This window comes from Streptomyces sp. NPDC086519, from assembly GCF_040686075.1.
Lineage (GTDB): Bacteria > Actinomycetota > Actinomycetes > Streptomycetales > Streptomycetaceae > Streptomyces > Streptomyces shenzhenensis.
Window position 1 is genome coordinate 76,445 of record NZ_JBFBJL010000012.1, and the last position, 21,422, is coordinate 97,866.

12 protein-coding genes are annotated in these 21,422 nt (G+C 72.1%); 11 read left to right on the plus strand and 1 reads right to left on the minus strand.

What is annotated here, in order from left to right:
- Positions 1–180 precede the first annotated feature (180 nt).
- The 7 genes from AB0P24_RS13980 to AB0P24_RS14010 all read left to right on the plus strand — a co-directional run bounded on the left by AB0P24_RS13980 (position 181) and on the right by AB0P24_RS14010 (position 12,855).
- Positions 181–2,850 carry a D-alanyl-D-alanine carboxypeptidase gene (locus AB0P24_RS13980; RefSeq protein ID WP_365793713.1) on the plus strand — a complete coding sequence of 890 codons (2,670 nt, stop codon included), beginning with the start codon at positions 181–183 and terminating at the stop codon, positions 2,848–2,850.
- A 197-nt stretch (positions 2,851–3,047) separates the two neighbouring features.
- Entirely contained in the window at positions 3,048–4,892 is a 1,845-nt protein-coding gene (locus AB0P24_RS13985; protein ID WP_365793545.1) for an MFS transporter, read from the plus strand.
- A 235-nt stretch (positions 4,893–5,127) separates the two neighbouring features.
- Positions 5,128–6,462, plus strand: coding sequence for an NDP-sugar synthase (locus tag AB0P24_RS13990; RefSeq protein WP_365793547.1), 1,335 nt, complete (start codon positions 5,128–5,130; stop codon positions 6,460–6,462).
- Between the two features lie 88 nt (positions 6,463–6,550).
- Positions 6,551–7,261 (plus strand): SDR family oxidoreductase, encoded by a 711-nt coding sequence (locus AB0P24_RS13995; RefSeq protein ID WP_365793549.1) that lies wholly within the window; start codon positions 6,551–6,553, stop codon positions 7,259–7,261.
- Positions 7,258–9,480: a glycogen debranching protein GlgX gene (gene glgX, locus AB0P24_RS14000; protein WP_365793551.1), complete on the plus strand. Its 2,223-nt coding sequence runs from the start codon at positions 7,258–7,260 to the stop codon at positions 9,478–9,480. Before AB0P24_RS13995 ends, glgX begins: the two co-directional genes overlap by 4 nt.
- Positions 9,477–11,636: an AGE family epimerase/isomerase gene (locus AB0P24_RS14005; protein WP_365793553.1), complete on the plus strand. Its 2,160-nt coding sequence runs from the start codon at positions 9,477–9,479 to the stop codon at positions 11,634–11,636. Before glgX ends, AB0P24_RS14005 begins: the two co-directional genes overlap by 4 nt.
- Positions 11,637–11,667: 31 nt before the next feature.
- Positions 11,668–12,855: a transposase gene (locus AB0P24_RS14010; RefSeq protein WP_365793555.1), complete on the plus strand. Its 1,188-nt coding sequence runs from the start codon at positions 11,668–11,670 to the stop codon at positions 12,853–12,855.
- A gap of 100 nt (positions 12,856–12,955) precedes the next feature.
- Here AB0P24_RS14010 and AB0P24_RS14015 read toward each other — a convergent pair whose 3' ends face one another.
- A complete protein-coding gene (locus AB0P24_RS14015) occupies positions 12,956–14,650 on the minus strand; it encodes an ABC transporter family substrate-binding protein (RefSeq protein WP_365793557.1) in 1,695 nt (564 codons plus the stop codon).
- A 176-nt stretch (positions 14,651–14,826) separates the two neighbouring features.
- Here AB0P24_RS14015 and AB0P24_RS14020 point away from each other — a divergent pair, with 176 nt between their 5' ends.
- The 4 genes from AB0P24_RS14020 to AB0P24_RS14035 all read left to right on the plus strand — a co-directional run bounded on the left by AB0P24_RS14020 (position 14,827) and on the right by AB0P24_RS14035 (position 21,157).
- Positions 14,827–15,810 (plus strand): ABC transporter permease, encoded by a 984-nt coding sequence (locus AB0P24_RS14020; RefSeq protein ID WP_365793559.1) that lies wholly within the window; start codon positions 14,827–14,829, stop codon positions 15,808–15,810.
- Positions 15,807–16,697: an ABC transporter permease gene (locus AB0P24_RS14025; RefSeq protein ID WP_365793561.1), complete on the plus strand. Its 891-nt coding sequence runs from the start codon at positions 15,807–15,809 to the stop codon at positions 16,695–16,697. Before AB0P24_RS14020 ends, AB0P24_RS14025 begins: the two co-directional genes overlap by 4 nt.
- A complete protein-coding gene (locus AB0P24_RS14030; RefSeq protein WP_365793563.1) occupies positions 16,697–19,240 on the plus strand; it encodes a dipeptide ABC transporter ATP-binding protein in 2,544 nt (847 codons plus the stop codon). The genes AB0P24_RS14025 and AB0P24_RS14030 overlap by 1 nt, the downstream gene beginning before the upstream one ends.
- A gap of 558 nt (positions 19,241–19,798) precedes the next feature.
- Positions 19,799–21,157 carry a helix-turn-helix domain-containing protein gene (locus AB0P24_RS14035; RefSeq protein ID WP_181808575.1) on the plus strand — a complete coding sequence of 453 codons (1,359 nt, stop codon included), beginning with the start codon at positions 19,799–19,801 and terminating at the stop codon, positions 21,155–21,157.
- Positions 21,158–21,422: the final 265 nt, after the last annotated feature.

The following is a 21,422-nucleotide window of genomic DNA, read 5'->3' on the forward strand; positions in this document are numbered from 1 at the left end:
GCGTGGATGAATGACAGGGTGACCCCTCTCACATTGGTCTGTCGAGGGTGCGTGACCGGTTCGTAAGGGAACCGGTAGGTATGTCGTTCTCGTCTACCGCAGGGGCTAAGCCCGCACACAGGACACTGGTACATGGTTCGGACAGCGCACGGCAACGTGCGAAGCGTGGAGGAGGCATCGGTGGCGGGCGAGTCCCCCGACAGGTCGAAGCAGCGCGAGTCGTCGGCAGAACCGACGTCGGGGAATGCGGGAGCGGTTCCCGAAACACGCGACCCGCGACTGGCGGTGGCCGCCGACAAGGAGACCGCCGGCGGCGTGGACACCGCGACCCGGATCTTCTCGGTACGGGACCTGAAGGCGGCCGACGAGACCGACGAACCCGACGGGCCCGACGAACCCGACAACGGCGACACGGAGCTCCGCGACGCGGCGGCGACGTGGGTACGCACGGGCGACGACGCCGAGGAGGCCACCCGGGCGGCCACGGAGGCGGCCACGGAGGCCGAGGAGGGCCCTGAGACGCCCGCGGACGCCGAGGACCGCCAGGAGACCCCGGAGACCCCGGAGAAGCCCCCCAAGCCCGTTACGGCACCTGAGGCAACGACCGGGACCGAGGACACCCTGGTGGCCCCGAAGGCCCCTGCCGAGCCCGAAGGCACCGCGCCCGAGGGCGAGTCGGCGACCACCGACGAACCCGAGGACGCCAAGCCGAAGGCGACGGCCGAACCCGAGGACGCCAAGCCCGAGGACAAGCCGGCCACCACCGACGAACCCCAGGACGCCGCACCCGAGGACGCCAGGCCCGGCAGCGCGTCGAAGGCGACGGCCGAACCCGAAGACGCCAAGCCAGCGGACGAGCCGGCCACCACCGACGAACCCCAGGACGCCGCACCCGATGACGCCAAGCCCAAGGCGTCAACCGAACCCGAAGACGCCAAGCCCGGCAGCGAGTCGAAGGCCGCCGAGGCTCAAGGCGCCGCGTCCGAGGGCGAGTCGGCGACCGCCGACGAACCCGAGGACGCCAAGCCGGGGACGCCGGGTGAGCCCGAGGACGCCAAGCCGAAGACGGCGGATACCCCCCAGGACGCCAAGTCGAACCCGGCACGTGCACCCCAGGACGCCAAGCCCGGCGGTAAGCCGAAGTGGGCGGTCGCGGACCGGGGCGCCAAGTCCGGGTCGGACGGCGGGGGTTCCGGATCCGGCGACGACGGTGGCGCGGACGCCGACGGCGAGGAGGAGCCGAAGGGGCCACCCGCGCCTGACAACGATGGCCGCACGGGTGGTGCGGGTGGGAAATCGGACGGCGGCGAAGGCGAAGCCGAGGCGGCCGTCGACCAGCCCACCACCACGCTCAAGGCCCCCCGCGCCCCGCAGGTCGACCAGCCCACCACCACGCTCAAGCTGGGACCGAAGACCCCGGTGGCCGACGCCGAGCGCACCAGCAGGTTCGTCGCGCTCAAGTCGGACATAAAGCAGGGACCGAAGCCCGAGACCGCCTCCACCACCCGCACCACCGTCCTCCCGCAGGTCGGCCCCGAGCGCACCACCCAGCAGCCGCTTCCCCCGAAGCCCCCGCTGGACCTGCTCGCCGAGCTGACCAACACGCCCCCGCCGCCGGAGACCCCGGTCAGGACCCTCTTCCGCCGGGTCAAGATCTGGACGCCGCTCGTCATCGTCCTGCTGATCGTCTTTGCGGTCGTACAGACTCTGCGCCCGCTCCCCCAGCCCACCCTCGACCTCACCGCGAAGGACACGTACACCTTCGACGGCGGCAAGGTGGACATCCCCTGGCCGGCCGACGGCCAGGCCGCCCTCGACGTGCAGGGCATCGGCACGTTCGGCTCCTCCGGCGACCAGAAGCCGGTGCCGATCGCGAGCGTCGCCAAGGTGATGACCGCGTACATCATCCTGCGCGACCACCCCCTGAAGAGCGGCGCCACCGGTCCGAAGATCAAGATCGACCAGGCGGCCCAGGACCAGGCGAACGCCGGCCAGGAGTCGACCGTCGACGTGACGGCCGGCGACTCGATCACCCAGCGCGAGGCCCTGGAGTCCATCCTGATCGCCTCGGCCAACAACGTGGCCCGCCTGCTGGCCCGGTGGGACGCCGGCTCCGAGAAGTCGTTCGTGGCGAAGATGAACGCCACCGCGAAGAAGCTCGGCATGACCGGCACGACGTACACGGACCCGTCCGGGCTCACGAACTCCACGGTGTCCACCGCCGTGGACCAGGTGAAGCTGGCGAAGGCCGCCATGGCGAGCGAGCCGGCCTTCCGCGAGGTCGCCGCGATGATGTCGTACGACGACTACAAGGGCGTCAACCACGGCAACTGGAACCAGCTGGTCGGTCACAACGACGTCGTCGGCATCAAGACCGGCACCACCACCTCCGCCCTCGGCAACCTGGTCTTCGCCGCGAAGAAGACGGTCGGCGGCCAGACCCGCACGATCATCGGCGCGGTGCTGCGGCAGCCGGCCAGCGCCGCCTCGGACAACAGCATCCTCACCGCCGCCCTCAACGGCGGCGACAAGCTGATCCGGGCCGCCCAGGGCGCGCTGGTCCCGGCGACGATCTACAAGAAGGGCGACGTCGTCGGGTACGTGGACGACGGGCTCGGGGGCCGTACCCCGGTGGTGGCGACCGAGGACGTCACCGCCGCCGGCTGGGCCGGGCTGAAGGTGAGGCTGTCGTTCCAGGCGGACGACGTGCCGCACACCGCGAAGGCGAGCACCAAGGTCGGCACTCTCACTGTGGGTGACGGTTCCGGCTCCGCCGTCCGGGTCCCGGTCGCCTTGCAGAGGGACCTGACCGAGCCCGGGTTCACGAGCAAGCTGACCCGCCTCGGCTGACCCATAACCGGCATTCCGTCACCGCACCCCGCTGATGGCGCCCCACCCAGGGGCCCCGCGGCGGGGTGCGTGCTAGCGTCACGAATCGGGGCAGGTCGCCGGTCGCCGGGACACGGCCGCGAACTGGACGGAAAGCGGCCGCCAACACCGTGGAACACGGCCGAGACCAGAAGACGGGACACGGGGAGTGCCTTCAGGTGGCCACAGCGGAGCCGACACGCGCCGACGACGCCGATCCGGGGCCGGTAGCCGGCCCGCGAATAGCCATGCCGCCGGCGGACGCGGACCATACGGAGCGTGAGGACGGCAGCAGGCTGCTGCGGGCCGCCGAGCCGCTGCGCCGGCGGCTGCTGCGCCACCCGGTGCTGTCGGTCACCGCCCTCGCCGGCATCCTGCACGTCATCTGGTTCTTCACGTTCGCGAACAGCGGCGGCGATCTGGCGGCGCAGGACGCGTGGGCGGAGTTCGTCGGCCGGCACCCGGACTCGGCGTACAACCTCGCCTGGTACGGCGGTATGCACCCGGTGTCGTACAGCGTGGTGTCGCCGTATCTGATGTCGCTGATCGGCGTCCGTACCACGCTGATGCTCGCCGGCACCGTCTCGGCCGGCCTGCTGACCCTGCTCCTCATCCGCAGCCGGGTGGTGAAGAACCCCCTGTGGGCCGCGCTCGCCGGGGTGTTCGCGCTGTTGTGCAACGCCATCTCCGGGCGGGTCACCTTCGGGCTCGGCACGATGTTCGCGCTGGCCTCGGTCGGGGCGGTGTTCTGCTGGCCGTACCGCTGGCGCCACAAACGGTGGGCGAAGGCGCTGGTCGCCGCCCCGCTCGCGGCGCTGGCCACCATGTCGTCCCCGGTGGCCGGGCTCTTCGTCGGCCTGGTCGCGGTCGCGCTGTTCCTGCAGAAGCGGCGGCCGGGCGCCTGGGCGCTCGGCCTGGCGCCCGCGGCCGTGGTGGCGGTCTCCGCCTGGCTCTTCCCGTTCTCCGGCACCCAGCCGATGGGCTTCGGCTCGGTGATCCTGCCCCTGTCGTACGGCCTGCTCTGCCTCTTCCTGGTGCCGAAGGAGTGGAAGACGGTCCGGCTGACGGCGGCCGTGTACAGCCTCGGCGTGGTGCTGGTGTGGCTGGTCAGTTCGCAGATCGGCTCGAACATCTCGCGGCTGCCGATGCTGTTCGCGGGCGCGACCCTGGTCGCGGCCCTCCCGTACACGGTTCCGCGTTCGCGCAAGTACTACGTCACGGTTCTCGCCTTCCTCGGCTTCGTCGGCTGGATCGGCTTCAAGTCGGTCGACGACATCATCCACACGACCCCGGCCGCGTCCTGGGCCCGCGAGCTCGCCCCGCTCGTCCACCAGCTCCAGCAGGTCGGCGCCGAGAAGGGCCGCGTCGAGGTGGTCCCGGCCCGCTCGCACCGCGAGGCCTCCGCGCTGGCGCCGTACGTCAACCTGGCCCGCGGCTGGAACCGGCAGGCCGACATGGAGCGCAACCCGCTCTTCTACGACGACACCCTGAACTCCGCGAACTACCACGAGTGGCTACAGCGCTGGGCCGTGCACTTCGTCGTCCTGCCCAAGGACGAGCCGGACGGCGACGGCGGGGAGCGCGAGCGGGCGCTGGTGCAGCGCGGGATGCCGTATCTGAAGCAGATCTGGGGCGACGCCAACTGGCAGCTGTTCCGGGTGACCGATCCGGTGCCGCTGGCCGAGCCCGACGCGGTGGTGGACAGCGCCGAGCAGGGCGAGCTGACCCTTGAGGTCCGCAAGGCCGGCCGGATCCTGATCCGGATCCCGTACTCGCCCTGGCTGAGCATCGTCGACGCGGACGGCAAGAGCCTGAAGGCGCCCCAGGAGACCGAGGCCTCCAAGCACCGGGCCGACGGCGAGCCGAAGACGTACACCAACGTGAACGGCTGCCTGATGGAGACGGCGGAGGACGCCAAGGGCGACAAGTGGACGATGCTGCTGGCCCCCAGGGCGGGGACGTACCGGCTGGCGGCGCCGTACCAGCTGCCGCGGGGCACGCCCTGCCCCGACGAGCTGAAGTGACCGGCCCGCGCCGGTGACACGGCAGCACGGTTGACGGATGGATTTAACGTGTTGACTGGCCGGGTAAATCCGTAGCCGGTCCCGTATAGATCCTGCTCAGAGCCATGATTCAAAAGGCCGGAGGGCCGCACCACGGCTCCCGTCTGCGCATTTTTTTTACATTTTACTTGACTCTCAATGACAGGCTCAGTTGACTGAAAGGCATTGATTCGTCAGCCGAGGAGGCAGCGCACTCATGGGGGACGAGACATCAGGGATCATCCTGGCCGGAGGCCGGGGCGAACGTGCCAAACCGCTCACCCTCGCCTCCTCTGACTACATCCGCAGCAAGGCGCTCATCCCGTTCGCCGGCCGCCCCGTCATCGAATGGCTCGTCGAGAACTGCCGGGACCAGGGCATCCGCCGCTTCCACGTGATCGCCCAGGGCGCCGAGAACCACAGCCAGATCAAGCTCGTCCTGGGCCGCGGCGAGCGGTTCGGCGTCGAGATCCACTACTCCCGGGCCCGCCTCGACCGCTACAACGTCGGCTCGGGCGCGGCCACCCTGCACAACCTCGAACGGTGGGACCTGACCGGCCGCGCCCTGGTCATGCCGGTCGACTCCGTCTTCGAGTTCTCGCTCCCCCTGCTGACCGACGCGCACGACGCCGCCGACGCCGTCGTGACCGTCGCCTCCGTCGCCCGTACGGCCGAGGAGATCGCCGGCAAGTACGGCGTGATGCAGACGTCCGCGGACGGCACCGTCTCGGGCTTCCTGGAGAAACCCGGCCTCGACCGCGTCCACCGCCTCTTTCCCGAGACATCCTTGCCGGGCACCGGCTTCACCCTGCCGACCAACGCCGGCATGTACCTGGTCGACTGCGAGCGGCTGCGACTGGCGGCCCGTACCCCCGAGATGATCCGGCTCGCCCAGCAGCACCTCGACTGGGGCGGCGACCTGCTGCCCTGGCTGGTCCGGCGGGGCCTGCCGGTCGCGGCCGCGCCCATCGACCGGCTCGGCGACCTGGGCAGCATCCCGGACTACCTGGCCACCCTCGGGGACGTGCTGCGCGGCCGCTACCCCTGGATGAGCCGGGCCATGGGCGCACCGGTGAGCACCGACCCGCGGTACTGGATCCACGAGTCGAGCCTGCGCACCAAGGACAGCGTGCAGGGCACCACCCTCGCCCAGAAGATCTCCGAGGGCAGCGTGGTGGTCGGCCCCGCCGTACGCATCGGGCGCAACGCCGAGATCGGCCCCGGCGTGAAACTGCGCTACACGGACGTCGGCGACGACGTCGACATCGACGAAGGGGCCCGGCTGAGCCGGACGGCGATCGGCGACGGCGCCGTCGTCGGGCCGTACGCCCGCATCACCGACTCGTACGTGGGGCCCATGGCGCAGGTGCGCTCCGCACGCGACAACCCCGTCCGGCTCGTCCACTCGGCGATCGGCGAGGCCGCCGACCTGCGCCCCGGCACCCGGCTGTCGGGGGTGAGCGTCTATCCGCGGCTGCGGGTCCCCGCCGTCACCGGCCTGCCCTCCGGCACCCACCTGACCAGCTCCGACGACATCCTGCGCTGGATCTGACCGGATCCTTCCGCGTCCTCGCGCCTCCACCCGCTCCTTCCCGCACGCCATTCGTCCGGCTCGGCTACCGCCCTGGGGAGTTTTCTCGATGGACAGCCCGATCGCAGTCATAGGAGGGACCGGCCGAGTCGGCCGGCTCGTCACCCGGCAGTTGCTGGCCCGGGGCGAGACCGTCCGGGTCATCGGCCGCAGCACCCAGCGCGCCCGGCGGCACATGCCCGCGCAGGCGCAGTACTTCACGGCCGACGTACGCGACCCCGGCACGCTCCGCACCCCCCTGCACGGGTGCGCCGCCGTCGTCTACGCCGTGGAACCGGGCACCGACGCCGCCGGCCCGGACAGTCCGGAGTCGACCCTGCACGGCGGCGTCCGCCACGTCCTCGACGCCCTGGGCACCGCCGGTGCCGACCGGCACTTCGTGCTCGTCAGCCAGCGCCATGTCACCCGCCGCGACCACCCCATGAACGCCTACGGCAGGATGCTGGACTGGCGGCTGGCCGGCGAGGACGCGGTCCGCTCCTCGGGCCTGCCCTACACGGTGATCCGGCCGGGCTGGCTGACCGACGAGCCCGGCCACGGCGTGCTGCACCTGGAGCAGGGCGACGCCGGCGACGGATTCGTGACCCGCGCGTACGTCGCCGAGGCCTGCGTCCGGGCGCTCGACTCGCCCGCCGCACGGGGCGTGACGTTCGAGATGCGCAGCGAGCCCGGCCCGGCCTCCGGTCCCGTGCCCTGGGACGAGCTCTTCGCCGGGCTGCGCGCCGACGTCCCGGCCGGAACGCGGGCGGTGTTCGCATGAGCGCCCCGGCCGAGGCCCAGGACCACCCGACCGGCCCCACCACCACGACCACGACCACGGATGCCACGAACGAGTTCATGACCCTGCCCGCCGACCAGGCCCCCGACACCCTCGACGTCCCCCAGCCCGGGGTCACCCCGGGCCGCCCGCAGCCGCTGGGCAGCACCGTGGACGCCGACGGGGTCAACTTCTCGGTCTTCTCCGAACACGCCACCCGCGTCGACCTGCTGCTGTTCGAGCATTGCGACAGCCCCCAGCCCTACCGGACCATCCAGCTGCGCCCCGAGCAGCACCGCAGCTTCCACTTCTGGCACTGCCATGTGCGGGGGCTCGGCGCCGGCCAGGTCTACGCCTACCGCATGGACGGACCGCGCGACCCCGTCGCCGGGGGCAGCCGCTTCGACCACCGCAAGGTGCTGCTCGACCCCTACGCCCGAGCCAACGTCAACAGCCGCTGGGAGCGGACCCGCGCGATCGGTCCCGGGGACAACGTCGAGTACTCCATGCGCAGCCTGGTGGTCGACCTGGACGACTACGACTGGGAGGGCGACACCCCGCTGCGCACCCCCATGGCCGACACCGTCATCTACGAGGTGCACGTCCGCGGCTTCACCGCCTCACCGACCTCCGGGGCCGCCCGCCCGGGCACCTTCTCGGCCGTCATCGACAAGATCCCGCACCTTCAGGAACTCGGCGTCACCGCCGTGGAGTTGCTGCCGGTCTTCGACTTCGACGAGACCCAGGTGCTGCGGACCGGCCCCGACGGGACACCGCTGCGCAACTACTGGGGCTACGACCCGTACGGGTTCTTCGCCCCGCACACCGGCTACTGCGCGAGCCCTCATCTCGCCACCCACATCACCGAGTTCCGCGACATGGTGAAGGCGTTCCACAAGGCAGGCATCGAGGTCATCCTCGACGTGGTCTTCAACCACACCAGCGAGGGCAACGAGTTCGGGCCGACGATCAGTTTCCGGGGCGCGGCGAACGAGGCCTACTACCACCTGTGGCCGCAGGACCGCTCCCACTACATGGACTTCACCGGGTGCGGCAACGCGGTCAACGCCAACCACCCCATCGTCACCAAGTTCATCCTGGAGTCCCTTGAGTACTGGGTGTCCGAGCATCACGTCGACGGCTTCCGTTTCGACCTCGCCTCGGAGCTCTCGCGCGGCCCGATGGGCTACGAGATGGCGGTGCCGCCCGCGCTGTGGGCGATAGAGCTGTCCCAGGTCCTGGCCGAGACGAAGATCATCGCGGAGCCCTGGGACGGCGGCGGGCTCTACCAGGTGGGCCGGTTCCCCGGAAAGCGCTGGGCGCAGTGGAACGGCCCCTTCCGGGACGACGTACGGCGGTTCGTGCGCGGTGACGCGGGCATCGCCGGCGAGGTCGCCTCCCGGCTCGGCGGCTCGGCCGACCTGTTCGCCCCGCAGGAGGAACTGCCCACCAACAGCATCAACTTCGTGACCTGTCACGACGGCTTCACCCTCAACGACCTGGTCAGCTACAACACCAAGCACAACCACGCCAACGGCGAGGCGGACGCCGACGGGACGAACGAGAACTTCAGCTGGAACTGCGGCACCGAGGGCCCCACGGACGACCCGGAGGTCGAGGGGCTGCGGGTGCGGCAGATCAAGAACCTGCTGTCGATCCTCATGCTCAGCCGCGGCGTCCCGATGCTGCTGGCCGGCGACGAGTTCCGCAACAGCCAGAACGGCAACAACAACGGCTACTGCCAGGACGGCCCGCTCTCCTGGCTCGACTGGGACCAGGCCGCCGCGGAGCAGGAGACGTTCGGGTTCACCCGCGGTGTCATCGGGCTGCGCAAGCGCTACCGCACCTTCCGTGAGCCGCAGTTCTTCTCCGAGCGGCTCAACCCCCGTCTCCTGCCGGACATCACCTGGCACGGCACACGGCTGCACCAGCCGGGCTGGGAGAACCCCGACGCCCATGTGCTGGCCTGTACGTACGGCGGTTTCGACGGTGATCCGGACCTGCACCTGGTCCTCAACATGTACCACCTGGGCCTCGACTTCGAGCTGCCCGTCATCCCCGGCCACCGCTGGCACCGCGTCCTGGACACGGCCCGGCCGGCCCCGCACGAGATCCTCCCGCCCGGAGCGGAGGAGCCGGTCGACGGTCCCACCTATCACGCCCAGGGCCGCAGCGTAGCGCTGCTGGCGGCCCTGCCTGACGAGAAGGGCACGCGACGATGAGCGCACTCTCCCAACGACGTATCACCTCCGACACCCTGGCGGGCTACGTCACCCACTACAGCCCCACAAGGCGGATGTTCGGCCTGCGCAGCCCGGACGGGCGTGAGTTCACGGTCCACCTGACCCACAACGCCGTCTCCCGCATCGTCCGCAACCTCGGCGACCCCTACCACGACACCACGGCCCGCACCGTCGACATGCTGGCCGAGGGCCGGTTCCTGTTCGCGTACGGGATCCTCTACGAGTGGGAGGGCGGCGCCCGCTTCGACGCCAAGGAGATCACCTTCCCGGAGGAGAGCCGCGGCCAGTACGTCTTCGAGCACCCCAACTGGTGGGTGCGGCAGGCCGCCGCCATCGCCGACTTCTACCTGCGCGGCCAGTTCCCGGACGGGAAGTACGACTGGCGCAACTTCCGCACCCACCTCACCCTCAGCGGCACCCACTTACCGGACTTCCACGGCCAGGACGTGCGCCAGGAGACCGACACCATCTCCCGGCTGGTGTACGGGCTGGCCACGGCCTACCTGCTGACCGGCGAGGACCGCTTCCTGGAGGCGGCGCAGTCCGGTACCGAGTACCTGCGCGAGCACATGCGGGTGGACGACCAGGCGGACGGGATCACCTACTGGTACCACGGCATCGACATCACGCCGAACGGCCACCGCCCGGTCTTCGCCTCGGAGTTCGGCGACGACTACGACGCGATCCCGATGTACGAGCAGATCTACGCGCTGGCCGGCCCCACCCAGACCTTCCGGATCACCGGCGACCCGAAGATCCTGAACGACATCGACCGCACGGTCGCCCTGTTCCAGAAGTACTTCCGCGACCCCGTCCACGGCGGGTTCTTCTCGCACCTGGACCCGATCGCCCTGGACCCGGGGGCCGACTCCCTGGGCCGCAACCGGTCCCGCAAGAACTGGAACTCCGTCGGCGACCACGCCCCGGCGTACCTGATCAACGCCTATCTGGCGACCGGCCGTCCGGACTTCGCCGCGCTCCTGGAGGAGACCGCGGACACGATCGTCCAGCGGTTCCCGGACGAGCCCGACTCCCCCTTCGTGCAGGAACGGTTCCACGCCGACTGGAGCCCGGACCGCACCTGGGGCTGGCAGCAGGACCGCGCGGTGGTCGGCCACAACCTCAAGATCACCTGGAACCTGACCCGCATCAAGGCCCTGCACGACAAGCCCGAGTACCTCGCCACGGCGGAGCGGATCGCCGAGCTGATGCCCGCGGTGGGCAGCGACGGCCTGCGCAGCGGCTGGTACGACGTGGTGGAGCGGCAGCCCGACCCGGACAGCGGCATCCACCGCATGGTCTGGCACGACCGCAAGGCCTGGTGGCAGCAGGAGCAGGCGATCCTCGCCTACCTCATCCTGGCCGGCACCACCGACGACCCCGAGCACCTGCGGCTGGCCCGGGAGGCGGCGTCGTTCTACAACGCGTACTTCCTCGACTACGAGGACGGCGGCGTCTACTTCAACGTCCTGGCCAACGGCATCCCGTACCTGCTGGGCACCGAGCGGCTCAAGGGCAGCCACGCGATGGCGGGGTACCACGCGCTGGAGCTGTGCTACCTGGCGGCCACCTACACCGGCCTGCTGCTCGGCAACGACCCGGTGACCCTGCACTTCCGGCCGCGTCCGGACGACCTCCCGGAGCGGCTGCTGCGGGTGGCGCCGGACCTGCTGCCGGCCGGCTCGGCGGAACTGACCCGGGTGTGGGTGGACGGACAGCCGTACCAGAACTTCGACGCCAAGGACCTGACCGTACGGCTGCCCGAGGGCACCGAACCGGTGCGGGTGCGGGTGGAGCTGGAGCCCGCCCAAATGCGGCTGCGGATGCGCGGCGAGTTCGACGGCGGCACCGCCCACATCAGCTGCCGCGGCGTGATCGACGCCGCCGAGCTGGGCAAGTTCCGCAGGATCCTCGGCGAGGTCATGGCGGCCGCCCCCCAGCGTGTGGAGTTCCACCTCTGCGAGACCAGCGAGATGTGCCGGTCCGCCATCAACGAGCTGCTGTTCCAGCGCACCAAGGCGGGGCTCGACGTCGACTTCGTGATCGTGGGCTGCACCCTGCCCGAGGTCGCCGACGCTCTGCTCGCGACGGACGCCTTCCTGCTGGAGGGGGGTGACGACTGCAACCATGAGTGATCTCGCGACCATGACACTCCCGTTACCGTCCGTGCGTACCCCGGATGCCCCGCCCGGTGCCCGTGACCTGCCGGCCTACTGCGGCGAGCTGTTCGGCCAGTTCACCCGGGCCGACCAGCGGCGCTGGGGCGAGGTGTACCTGCGCGGCCTGCTGGCCGTGCCCGGCCGCAAGACGCCGGCCCGGATCACCGAACAGGTGCTGGGGCGGCGGGCGGTGCAGCAGATCCAGCAGTTCGTGAACCAGAGCCCCTGGGCGTCCGCGCCGGTGCGCGGCCGGCTGGCCGGGCAGATGGCCCGGGCCTTCCGGGCCGAGGCCTGGTCGGTCGACGAGGTCGTCTTCGCCAAGAACGGCGACCGGTCGGTCGGCGTGGCCCGGCAGTACGCGGCCTCCCAGGAACGCACCGTCAACTGCCAGCTGGCGCTGGCGACCTCGCTGGTGGGTCACGCCGGCGGGGTCCCGGTGAACTGGCGGCTGGTGCTGCCGAGCCGGTGGGACCGCGACGAGGGGCTGCGCGGCCAGGCGCACCTGCCGGAGCACGAGCGCTGCCGCCCCCGGTGGAGCTACGTCCTGGAGTCGCTCGACGAGATGCTCGACGAGTGGTCCCTGGAACCGCTGCCGGTGCTGGCCGACTGGCGCGGCGACGGGGACCCGGATCCCCTGCTACGGGGCCTGGAGGCCCGCGGTCTCGGCTATGTGGTCCAGGCATCGCCGCACACGCCGGTCCTCCTCCCCCGCGGCCGGGCCGCCGCCCGGGGCGCCGGCGGCACGCTGGCCGACCTCGCCGGGCACGCCGTCCGCAACACCGAGCGGACGTCGGTGACCTGGCACGACCCGGTGACCGAACGCATGTGCCACTCGGAGTTCCTGACCGTTCCCGTGCTGCTGCGGGCCGAGCGTTCTCCGGAGGGCTGCCCGAGTGCCGCACCCCGGGCGCGGATGCTCCTCGCGGACTGGCCCTACGGCCGCCCGCAGCCGCGCGCCTACTGGCTGACGAACCTGCCGGTCCGCCGGCTCGCGGAGACCGTCCTGCTGGCCCGGCTGCGCAGGTTCGCCGGGGAGGCGCTGGGCCGGATGCACGAGGAGTTCGGCCTCGGCGACTTCGAGGGCCGCTCCTTCCGCGGCTGGCACCACCACGTGACGCTGGCCTCGGCCGCGCTCGGCTTCGACATGGTCCGCCAGCAGGCCGACGAGAGAGCCCTGAGCACACCGCATGGCTGAACGGCGCCCCCAGGACGGCAGTGGCGGCCCCGGGCGGACACACCCGCCCGGGGCCGCCGCACGCGCGCTTCCGCCCGGCTCCCTCGCGCCCGTCCCGCCCTCACTTCTCCCAGCCGACCTTCGCGAAGTCGAGGTCGCCGAGGCCGGGGACGCCGTAGTTGGCGAGGCCCTTGCGGACGGCGAGGATCTGGGGGCGCTGGTAGAGCTCGATGTCGTGGCCGAGGCGCCAGATCCGGGCGTCCGCCGCGTTGTAGAGCTGTCGCGCGGTCCGGGTGTCGAGGGTGCCGGCGGCCTTGTCGAGCAGTTCGTCCACCTGGGCCGAGCCGACCCGGCCGTAGTTCTCGAAGACCTGACCGCCGGCCGGGCGCCGGTAGACGGCGTAGGCGGAGCTCGGGTACGTCAGGCCGGTGAACCGGAAGATCGCGAGGTCGAAGTTGCCCTTGTCCAGGTACTGGGGGCCGTAGGCGGTGGCGGGGACCTTCTCGATCTCGACGCGGACGCCGGCCCGGGCGAGCATCTGCTGGACGAGCTGGGCCAGGTCCTCGCCGAGCCGGTTGGTGCCCTCGCTCAGCACCAGGCGCAGGGTGAGGCTGCGGCCGTCCCTGACCCTCGGTCTCCCCGCTCCCCGGCTGCGCCAGCCCGCCCGGTCCAGGGCGCTCTCGGCGGCCTTGAGGTCGAAGCGGCCGTAGCGGCCGGAGTCGTCGGCGTAGCCGGGCTGGTTGGTCATGTAGAAGTGGTTGCCGAGCAGCGGCACCTTCACCGGCAGGCCCGCCGCGGCGACCTCGGCCAGCGCCGGGCGGTCCACGGCCTGCTGGAGGGCGTTGCGCACCGCTCGGTCGGCGAGCGGTCCACTGGCGCCGTTCAGCGTGATGTGCACCTCGTCCCAGGCGGAGCCGATCCGGACGGCGGTGTCCTTGGCCTTCGCCAGCTGGGCGTAGGCCTCGCTGGTGGCCGCGTTGACGGCGTCGACCTCGCCGTTGAGGAAGGCCTGCAGGGCGGCGTCGGGGTCGAGGACGCGGAAGACGATCCGGTCGAGCCGGGGCCGGGTGCCCCACCAGGCGGCGTCGGGGACGAGGGTGAGGGTCTGCGCCGTACGGTCGACGGAGGCGAGCCGGAAGGGGCCGGCGGTGACCGGGAGCCGGCCCTGCCAGTCCGAGTCGAAGCGCTGCGGGGTGTCGTAGGCGACGGCCGGGAAGAGCGGGGTGAAGAGCCGGCGCCAGTCGGCGTACGGCTTCCTGAAGGTGACCCGGACCTCGTGCGCGTCGCTGCCCTGGCGGACGTCGGCGATCCGGTCGTAGCCGCTCGGGTCGGCGACCAGGTACCGGCCGTCGCCGCCGCCGACCGCGTGCCACTGGGCGGCGAAGTCCCGCCAGCTCAGGGCCCTGCCGTCGGACCAGCGGGCCTTCGGGGCGAGCCGGTAGGTGACGACCTGGCGCGAGCCCGCGGTGGTGACGGTGGCGGAGGTCAGGTAGTCCCGCACGATCCGCGGGACACCCTCGGCGTCCCGGGTGAACAGCCGCGGCTCCGTCATCGTGTCGATGGTCCACACGTCGTCCAGGGCGCCGTCGACGTGGTTGAAGTTGAACTGCGTGATCATCTGTGTGATCGGCAGCGTCAGGGTCCCGCCGGAGCGCAGGTCCCCGGACGGCAGCGCGTTGATGTCGTAGGTGCCGTACGTCGGCAGCGCCTGCTGCCCGGAACCGTCGTGCCCGCCGGGCCCGGAGCATCCGGTCGCCGTGAGGACGATGAGCGCCCAGCCGGCCATCCACGCGGACCAGGCCCGTAATCGCTCCACCTGTCAGCCTCTCCGGCGTCGCGTAACCGCCAACTACCCCTGTTGCCATGGGAATTGCGGCGTCGGAGCCTAACATCACGATGTTTCCCCCGAATGAAGAGAAGGCAGACTTCATCCCCCGGCGAACGCCCGCGCCCCGGCCGGGCCGTCACCCTCCCTGCCCCGTCAGGAGTGCCATGTTCGTCCTGATCGCCAGGCGCCTGGCCCGCTGCGTGGTCCTGTTCCTCCTCTCCCTGGTCCTGTCCTACGCGCTCGCCTCGACCGCGCTCGATCCACGCGCGTACTTCGAGGACCGCAGGCCACCGCCGCCGGCGCGGGTCGTCGACGCCGAGCTGGCCCGGCTCGGCATGGACGACCGCGCGCCGCTGCCCATGCGCTTCGCGCACTGGGCGGACGGCGCCGTCCACGGCGATCTGGGCCGCACCATCGACGGCGAGTCGGTGCGCGCCGAGTTCGGCCGCCGGATCGGCGTGTCGGTACGGCTGCTGCTGGTGGGCACGCTGGCCGGTACGGCCGTCGGCACCCTGGCCGGGGTGTGGTCGGCGGTCCGGCGCGGCGGGCTCGGCGACCGGGCGCTGGCCGGGTTCTCCTTCGCGGTGCTGTGCGTGCCCACGTTCGTACTGGCCCTGCTGCTGAAGACCGGGGCGCTCGCGGTCAACCGGGCCGCGGGCGGCAGCGTCGTCAAGTACACGGGCGAGCACACCCCCGGGCTGCGGGGCGACTGGAGCGTCCACCTGCGGGACACCGCGGCCCACCTGGTGCTCCCGGCGCTCTGTGTGGCGCTCGCGGCGATCGCCCTGTACAGCCGCTACCAGCGCGCCGCCACCCTGGACGTGCTCGGCGCGGACCATCTGCGCACCGCGCGCGCCAAGGGGCTCACCCCGGGCCGCGCGCTGCTGCGGCACGGGCTGCGGATCTCGCTCGTGCCGATGACGGTCTTCTTCTCCTTCGGCGTCCTCACCCTGGTCACCGGCGCCGTGTTCACCGAGCGGGTCTTCGGCTGGCCCGGCATGGGCAGCTGGCTGATCGACTCGGTGGAGAAGGGCGACGTGAACTCGGTGGCGGCGGTCAACGGCTTCGCCGCGGCCGTCGTCCTGCTGGCGGGGCTGGTCGCGGACGTCCTGCACGCGCTGCTCGATCCCCGGGTACGGCAGCCGTGAGAGCGGGACGGCGAGGGCGGGCCGTGCTCGGCCGGCTGGCCCGGCACCCGGGGGCGCTGTGCGGACTCACGCTGCTGCTGGCCCTGGTGGCGCTCGCGGTCGCCGGACCGTACGCGTGCCGGTGGTCCTATACGGACGTCGACTACACGGCGCTGCGGCAGCCGCCGGACGCACGCCACTGGATGGGCACCAACCGGATCGGGCAGGACGTGTTCGCCCAGGTCGCGCACGGGCTGCGGAAGTCGCTGCTGATCGGGGCGGTGGTGGCCGCGGTCGCCACCGGGCTGGCGGCGGCGGTGGGCGCCTCGGCTGGCTACTTCGGCGGCTGGACGGACCGGTCGCTGATGTTCGTGGCGGACCTGCTGCTGGTTCTTCCCGGCTTCCTCGTCCTCGTGGTGCTCGCCCCGCGGCTGCGGCAGTGGGGCTGGCTCGCGCTGGCCGGGCTGCTCGCCCTGCTGGGCTGGATGGTCACCGCGCGGGCGGTGCGCGGCATGACCCGCTCCCTGAGAGAGCGTCAGTTCGTGGTGGTGGCACGGCTGATGGGGGTCGGACCGGTGCGGATCATCTGGCGGCACATCCTGCCGCACCTGGCCTCGTTCCTGATCACCGACGCGACGGTCACGGTGGCCGGTGCGGTGGTCAGCGAGGCCGGGCTGTCCTACTTCGGCTTCGGCGTCCAGCCGCCCGACGTCTCCCTGGGCACGCTGATCGCGGACGCGTCCGACGTGGCCCTGGTGTATCCGTGGATGTTCTTCTTCCCGGCGGGTCTGCTCACCGCGTTCGTGCTGGCCGTCAGCCTCCTCGGCAACGCCCTGCGCGACGCCCTGGACCCCACGACGGTACGGCCCGCCGGGCCGCCCCGCGGTGCCGTGTCGGGGCTCGCGTGATGAGCACGGGCCCGGCCGCGCGCGGACCGGCGGACGCGGTCCTCCAGGTGCGCGGTCTGACGGTCGCCTTCGGGGGCGGACGACGACGGCCGGCCGTCCCCGTGGTGCGTGGCGTGGACCTCGTGCTGCGCCGCGGTGAGGTGCTGGGCCTGGTGGGCGAGTCCGGCGCGGGCAAGTCGCTCACCGCGCTGTCCCTGCTCGGCCTGGCTCCGCCCGGCGCTCAGGTGGGCGGTTCGGTACGGCTGCTGGGCGAGGAGGTGCTGGGGCGGCCGGAGCGGGAGCTGGCCGCTCTGAGGGGCAGCCGGATCGCCATGGTCTTCCAGGATCCGCTGCACGCCTTCACCCCGGTGCTGCGCGTCGGCGACCAGATCGCGGAGGCCCTGCGCATCCACGAACGCCCGCGCCCGCGACGGGAGACGGCGCTGCGGCGGGCCGTGGAGCTCCTGGACTTCGTCGGGGTGCCGCAGCCGTCCCGGGCGGCCCGCGCCCTTCCCCACCAGCTCTCCGGCGGCATGCTCCAGCGGGCCATGATCGCGATGGCGGTGGCGAACCGGCCCGCCGTCCTCGTCGCGGACGAGCCGACCAGCGCGCTCGACGTGACCGTGCAGGCCCAGGTGCTGGAGGCGCTCGCGGCCGCCCGGCAGGAGACGGGGGCGGCGCTGCTCCTTGTCACCCACGACCTCGGCGTGGTCGCGGGCGCCGCGGACCGGGTCGCGGTCCTGTACGCGGGGCGGGTGGTGGAGACGGGGCCGGCGGAAGCGGTGCTCTGCCGCCCCCGCATGCCCTACACCCTCGGCCTGGTCGGCTCCGTGCCCCGCCTCGACACCCGGACACCGCCCACCCCGGTTCCGGGCACCGCGCCCGCCCCGGGCACCACCGGCCCGGGCTGCACCTTCGCCGCACGGTGCCCGCTGGCCGAACCGGAGTGCCGGGCGGCCGAGCCCCCGCTCACCGGGGTGGACAGCCCGTCCCTGGCCGACCCTTCGGCACCCGGCGCCCACACGGCGGCCTGCCGAAGGATCCCGGAGGTCCGGCACCGGAGCGCGGCGGACCTGTTCGGGCGACCGCCGGCGGAAACGCCGGACCGGGGCGTCACGATCACGGAGTTGCCCGCACGGCCGCCGCGACCGCCCGCGCGCCCGGCGGCCACCACGGACGGCGACCCGGGCACGGCCGCCGCGGAGCACGCCCCGGCCGCCGGCGACCCGGGCCGTCCCGGCCGCCCGGCCGGGTCGCCCCCGAGGACGGCGGGGGACCCGGCCGCCGAGGCGTCCGCACCTCCGACAGCCGCGCCGCCGTCGGGCACGGGCAGCGCCGAACACACCCCGCCCGCCGCCCCGGCCGGACCGTGGCGACGGGCCCTCGACGCACCGGCGCACGTCGACCGCCCGGCCGAGCCGCCCCCGAACCCGGCCGGGGAGAGGGCCGGGGAGACGGCCGGGGACACGGCCGGGGACACGACCCGACGCACGAGCGCCGGCCCGGCCGCGGGCACGTCCCGAGCCTCAGCCCCCGCGGCAGCCGCAGCCGCGGGCGCGGGCGCGGGCGGCGACGTCGTGCTGTCCGTCTCCGGGCTCGGGCGGTCGTACCGGCTGCCGGGGTTCCGGCAGCGGCGTGCGCCCGTGGTGCGGGCCGTCGAGCACGTCGATCTGGAGGTGCGGCGCGGGCAGACGCTGGCGCTGGTCGGGGAGTCCGGGGCCGGGAAGAGCACGACGCTGCGGGAGATCGCCTCGCTGGCGGCTCCGCAGGCCGGCCGGGTGGAGGTGCTCGGGCAGGACACCGCGCTGCTCTCCCGGCGAGCGGCGCGTGAGCTGCGTACGGCGGTGCAACTGGTGCCGCAGGACCCGGCGTCGAGCCTCGATCCGCGGATGCCGGTGGGTGACATCGTCGCCGAGCCGCTGCACGCCGCGCGGGTGCCGCCGGCCGTCGTGGCGGCGCGGGTCCCCCGGCTGTTGACCCAGGTGGGACTGCGCCCCGCGGACGCGGACGGCTACCCGCACGAGTTCTCCGGCGGGCAGCGCCAGCGCGTCGCCATCGCCCGGGCCCTGGCGGTCGGCCCCGCGCTGCTGCTGCTCGACGAGCCGGTGTCCGCGCTGGACGTGTCCGTGCAGGCCGGGATCCTGGACCTGCTGCTCCGGCTGAAGCGCGCGCTGGGCCCGGCGTATCTGCTGGTCTCGCACGACCTCGCGGTGGTACGGCAGCTCGCCGACCGGGTGTCGGTCATGTACGCGGGCCGGACGGTGGAGACGGGCGGCGTCGCCGAGGTGTTCGGCCGGCCGCGCCATCCCTACACCCGGGCCCTGCTCTCGGCCGTCCCGCTGCCGGATCCGGTCGCCGAGCGCTCCCGGCGCCGGATCGTGCTGCCCGCCGACCCCGGGCCGGGCCCGCGCGCCGTCTCCGGGTGCGCCTTCCGGGCCCGCTGCCCCGTCCACGCCGGGCTCCTGGCCGCCGAGCGGCGGCGCTGCGCGGAGCAGACACCCCGCGCGCGGTCGGCCGGAGAGGCCGCCGGCCACACCGTCTCCTGCCATTTCCCACACGACTGACCGCACGACTGACCGCACGACCAGCGCGCGGCTTCCCGCACGACGAAGGACCGGGTCCGGTCCCGCGGCCGTCGTGCGGCCGCCGGACCGGACCCGGTTCCCGGTTCCGTGCGAAACGCGTGTGTGCTCAGCAGCAGCCACCGCTCCCACCGCTGGACGCGGGCATGCCTTCGTGCTGCGGACGGTTACCCGGACCGGAATCGCTCAACCACAGTCCCCCCGACACAAGACCACTGACCAGGACGACGACTGCGAAGAGCGCGATTATTTTATTGCTCACGAAAATCCCCTCCCCTGAACAATAGAAGGTTGCGCCTTGACAATTACAGTCAACATTGAATGACTAGTTCAGTCAAGTAGTTTCTAGAAAAATTAATCATATCCAAACGGAATATCGTATGCCGCATAAGGCGGCCATCGACAGGATCAGAGGAACTACCTGTAAAACGCACCCGAGAGCCACTAAAAGATCACTGGAGGCCGCATTGGGTAGATATCAGCTTACTGATAACATCGATCTGTCATCCCGACAGTCAAGTACGGCACCGAGGAGTTCACATGGATCCACTCGGCAACGCGACGGCCGCAGGACTGGGCGAGCGCATCAGGGTGTTGCGCGGCAAACGGGGACTCAAGCAGCAGGACCTGGCGTCCGGCGAGATTTCGGCGAGCTACATCTCCCTGATCGAGTCGGGGAAGCGCGGCGCGCCGTCGGACGCGGTGCTCGCCGCGCTCGCCGAGCGCCTGGGGTGCTCCGTGGAGTATCTGCGCACCGGCCGCGACGACCACGAACTGGAGGAGACCCGGCTGCGGCTGGCCTTCGGCGAGATGGCCCTGCGCAACGGCAGCAACGGCGAGGCGCTCCAGACGTTGAGCGACCTCCTCGCGAAGCCGTCCCTGCTGGACCCGTCGATGATCCGGCGCGCGCGCATCGCACAGGCCTCCGCCCTGGAGAAGCTCGACCGGATCGAGGCCGCCATCACGATCCTCGAGGATCTCCAGCGCGACCCCGAACTGCCGCCCGGTTCCGCCGACTGGTGCACGGTGTCGGTCGCCCTGTGCCGCTGCTACCGCAACGCCGGCGACATCACGACGAGCATCGAGATCGGCGAGCGGGCCATGTCCCGGCTGGACGCGCTCGGCCTGGACGTCACGGTCGACCACGTCCAGCTCGGCGCCACGGTCATGGCGTCGTACCACATGCGCGGCGACCTCACCCGGGCCCAGCTTCTCGGCGTCCGGCTCCTCGACGCCGCCGAGAAGCAGGGGGCACGGGCCGCGCGCGGTGCCGTCTTCTGGAACGCGGGACTCGTGGCCCGCTCCCGCGGCCAGCTGAACGAGGCCCTGGCGCTGGTGGAGCGGGCGCTGGCGCTGATGTCCGAGGACGACAACATCCGCCATCTGGCCATGCTCAAGATGAACTGCGGCTCGCTGCTCCTCCAGGTCGACGAGCCGGAACCGACGCGCGCCAAACAGCTTCTGGAGGAGGCGCAGCAACTGCTGGCGGAGGTCGGCAACGCGCCCGAACTCGCCCAGTGCGAGATCGGTCTGGCCGACGCGGACGCGATGCTCGGCAACCTGGACGAGGCCGCGGCCCACGCGGAGCGGGCCCTCGGCCTCACCGGTCCGGAGTCCCGCATCCAGGCCGTCGGCGCACGCGCCACGCTCGCCGAGATCCATCTGCTGCGCGGCGACCACGAGCAGGCGGCCCAGTGCCTCCAGGCCGCCACCCGGCAGCTGCGCCAGTTCCCGCCGTCCCACCAGACCGCGCTCAACTGGCGGTACGTGGGCGACCTGTGGCGCCGCCAGGGCAACAGCACGGCGGCCCTTCAGGCGTACGACCACGCGCTGTCGTCGGCCGGTCTGGCCCCGAACCGCGACCCGAGCACGACCTTCACCGAGCAGGGCCGCTCCTGACCCGCTCCGCACCACCCGGTTCCCCCTCCCGGAACCGCCGCGAATTGCCCGATCGACAAAGAGAAAAGAAAGCCCGCCGAGCCCTGATTTCCTTTTGCCGATTCCGGCCCTTTCCGCACCGGATTCGATGCCGGATCGACGCCGGACCGGACACCGCGTCGAAGCCGGACCGGACGCCGGGTTCGACGCCGGGTCGAACGCCGGCTCGGACGCCGGGTTCGAAGCGGGGTCCGACGCCGGGCCGGACACCCGGTTCGACGCCCCG

Excerpts from the sequence above, each read along its gene's own strand:
- AB0P24_RS13990 (WP_365793547.1), top strand. The coding sequence starts at position 5,128 with ATGGGGGACGAGACATCAGGGATCATCCTGGCCGGAGGCCGGGGCGAA.
- AB0P24_RS13995 (WP_365793549.1), top strand. The coding sequence starts at position 6,551 with ATGGACAGCCCGATCGCAGTCATAGGAGGGACCGGCCGAGTCGGCCGG.
- glgX (WP_365793551.1), top strand. The coding sequence starts at position 7,258 with ATGAGCGCCCCGGCCGAGGCCCAGGACCACCCGACCGGCCCCACCACC.
- AB0P24_RS14005 (WP_365793553.1), top strand. The coding sequence starts at position 9,477 with ATGAGCGCACTCTCCCAACGACGTATCACCTCCGACACCCTGGCGGGC.
- AB0P24_RS14020 (WP_365793559.1), top strand. The coding sequence starts at position 14,827 with ATGTTCGTCCTGATCGCCAGGCGCCTGGCCCGCTGCGTGGTCCTGTTC.
- AB0P24_RS14030 (WP_365793563.1), top strand. The coding sequence starts at position 16,697 with ATGAGCACGGGCCCGGCCGCGCGCGGACCGGCGGACGCGGTCCTCCAG.
- AB0P24_RS14035 (WP_181808575.1), top strand. The coding sequence starts at position 19,799 with ATGGATCCACTCGGCAACGCGACGGCCGCAGGACTGGGCGAGCGCATC.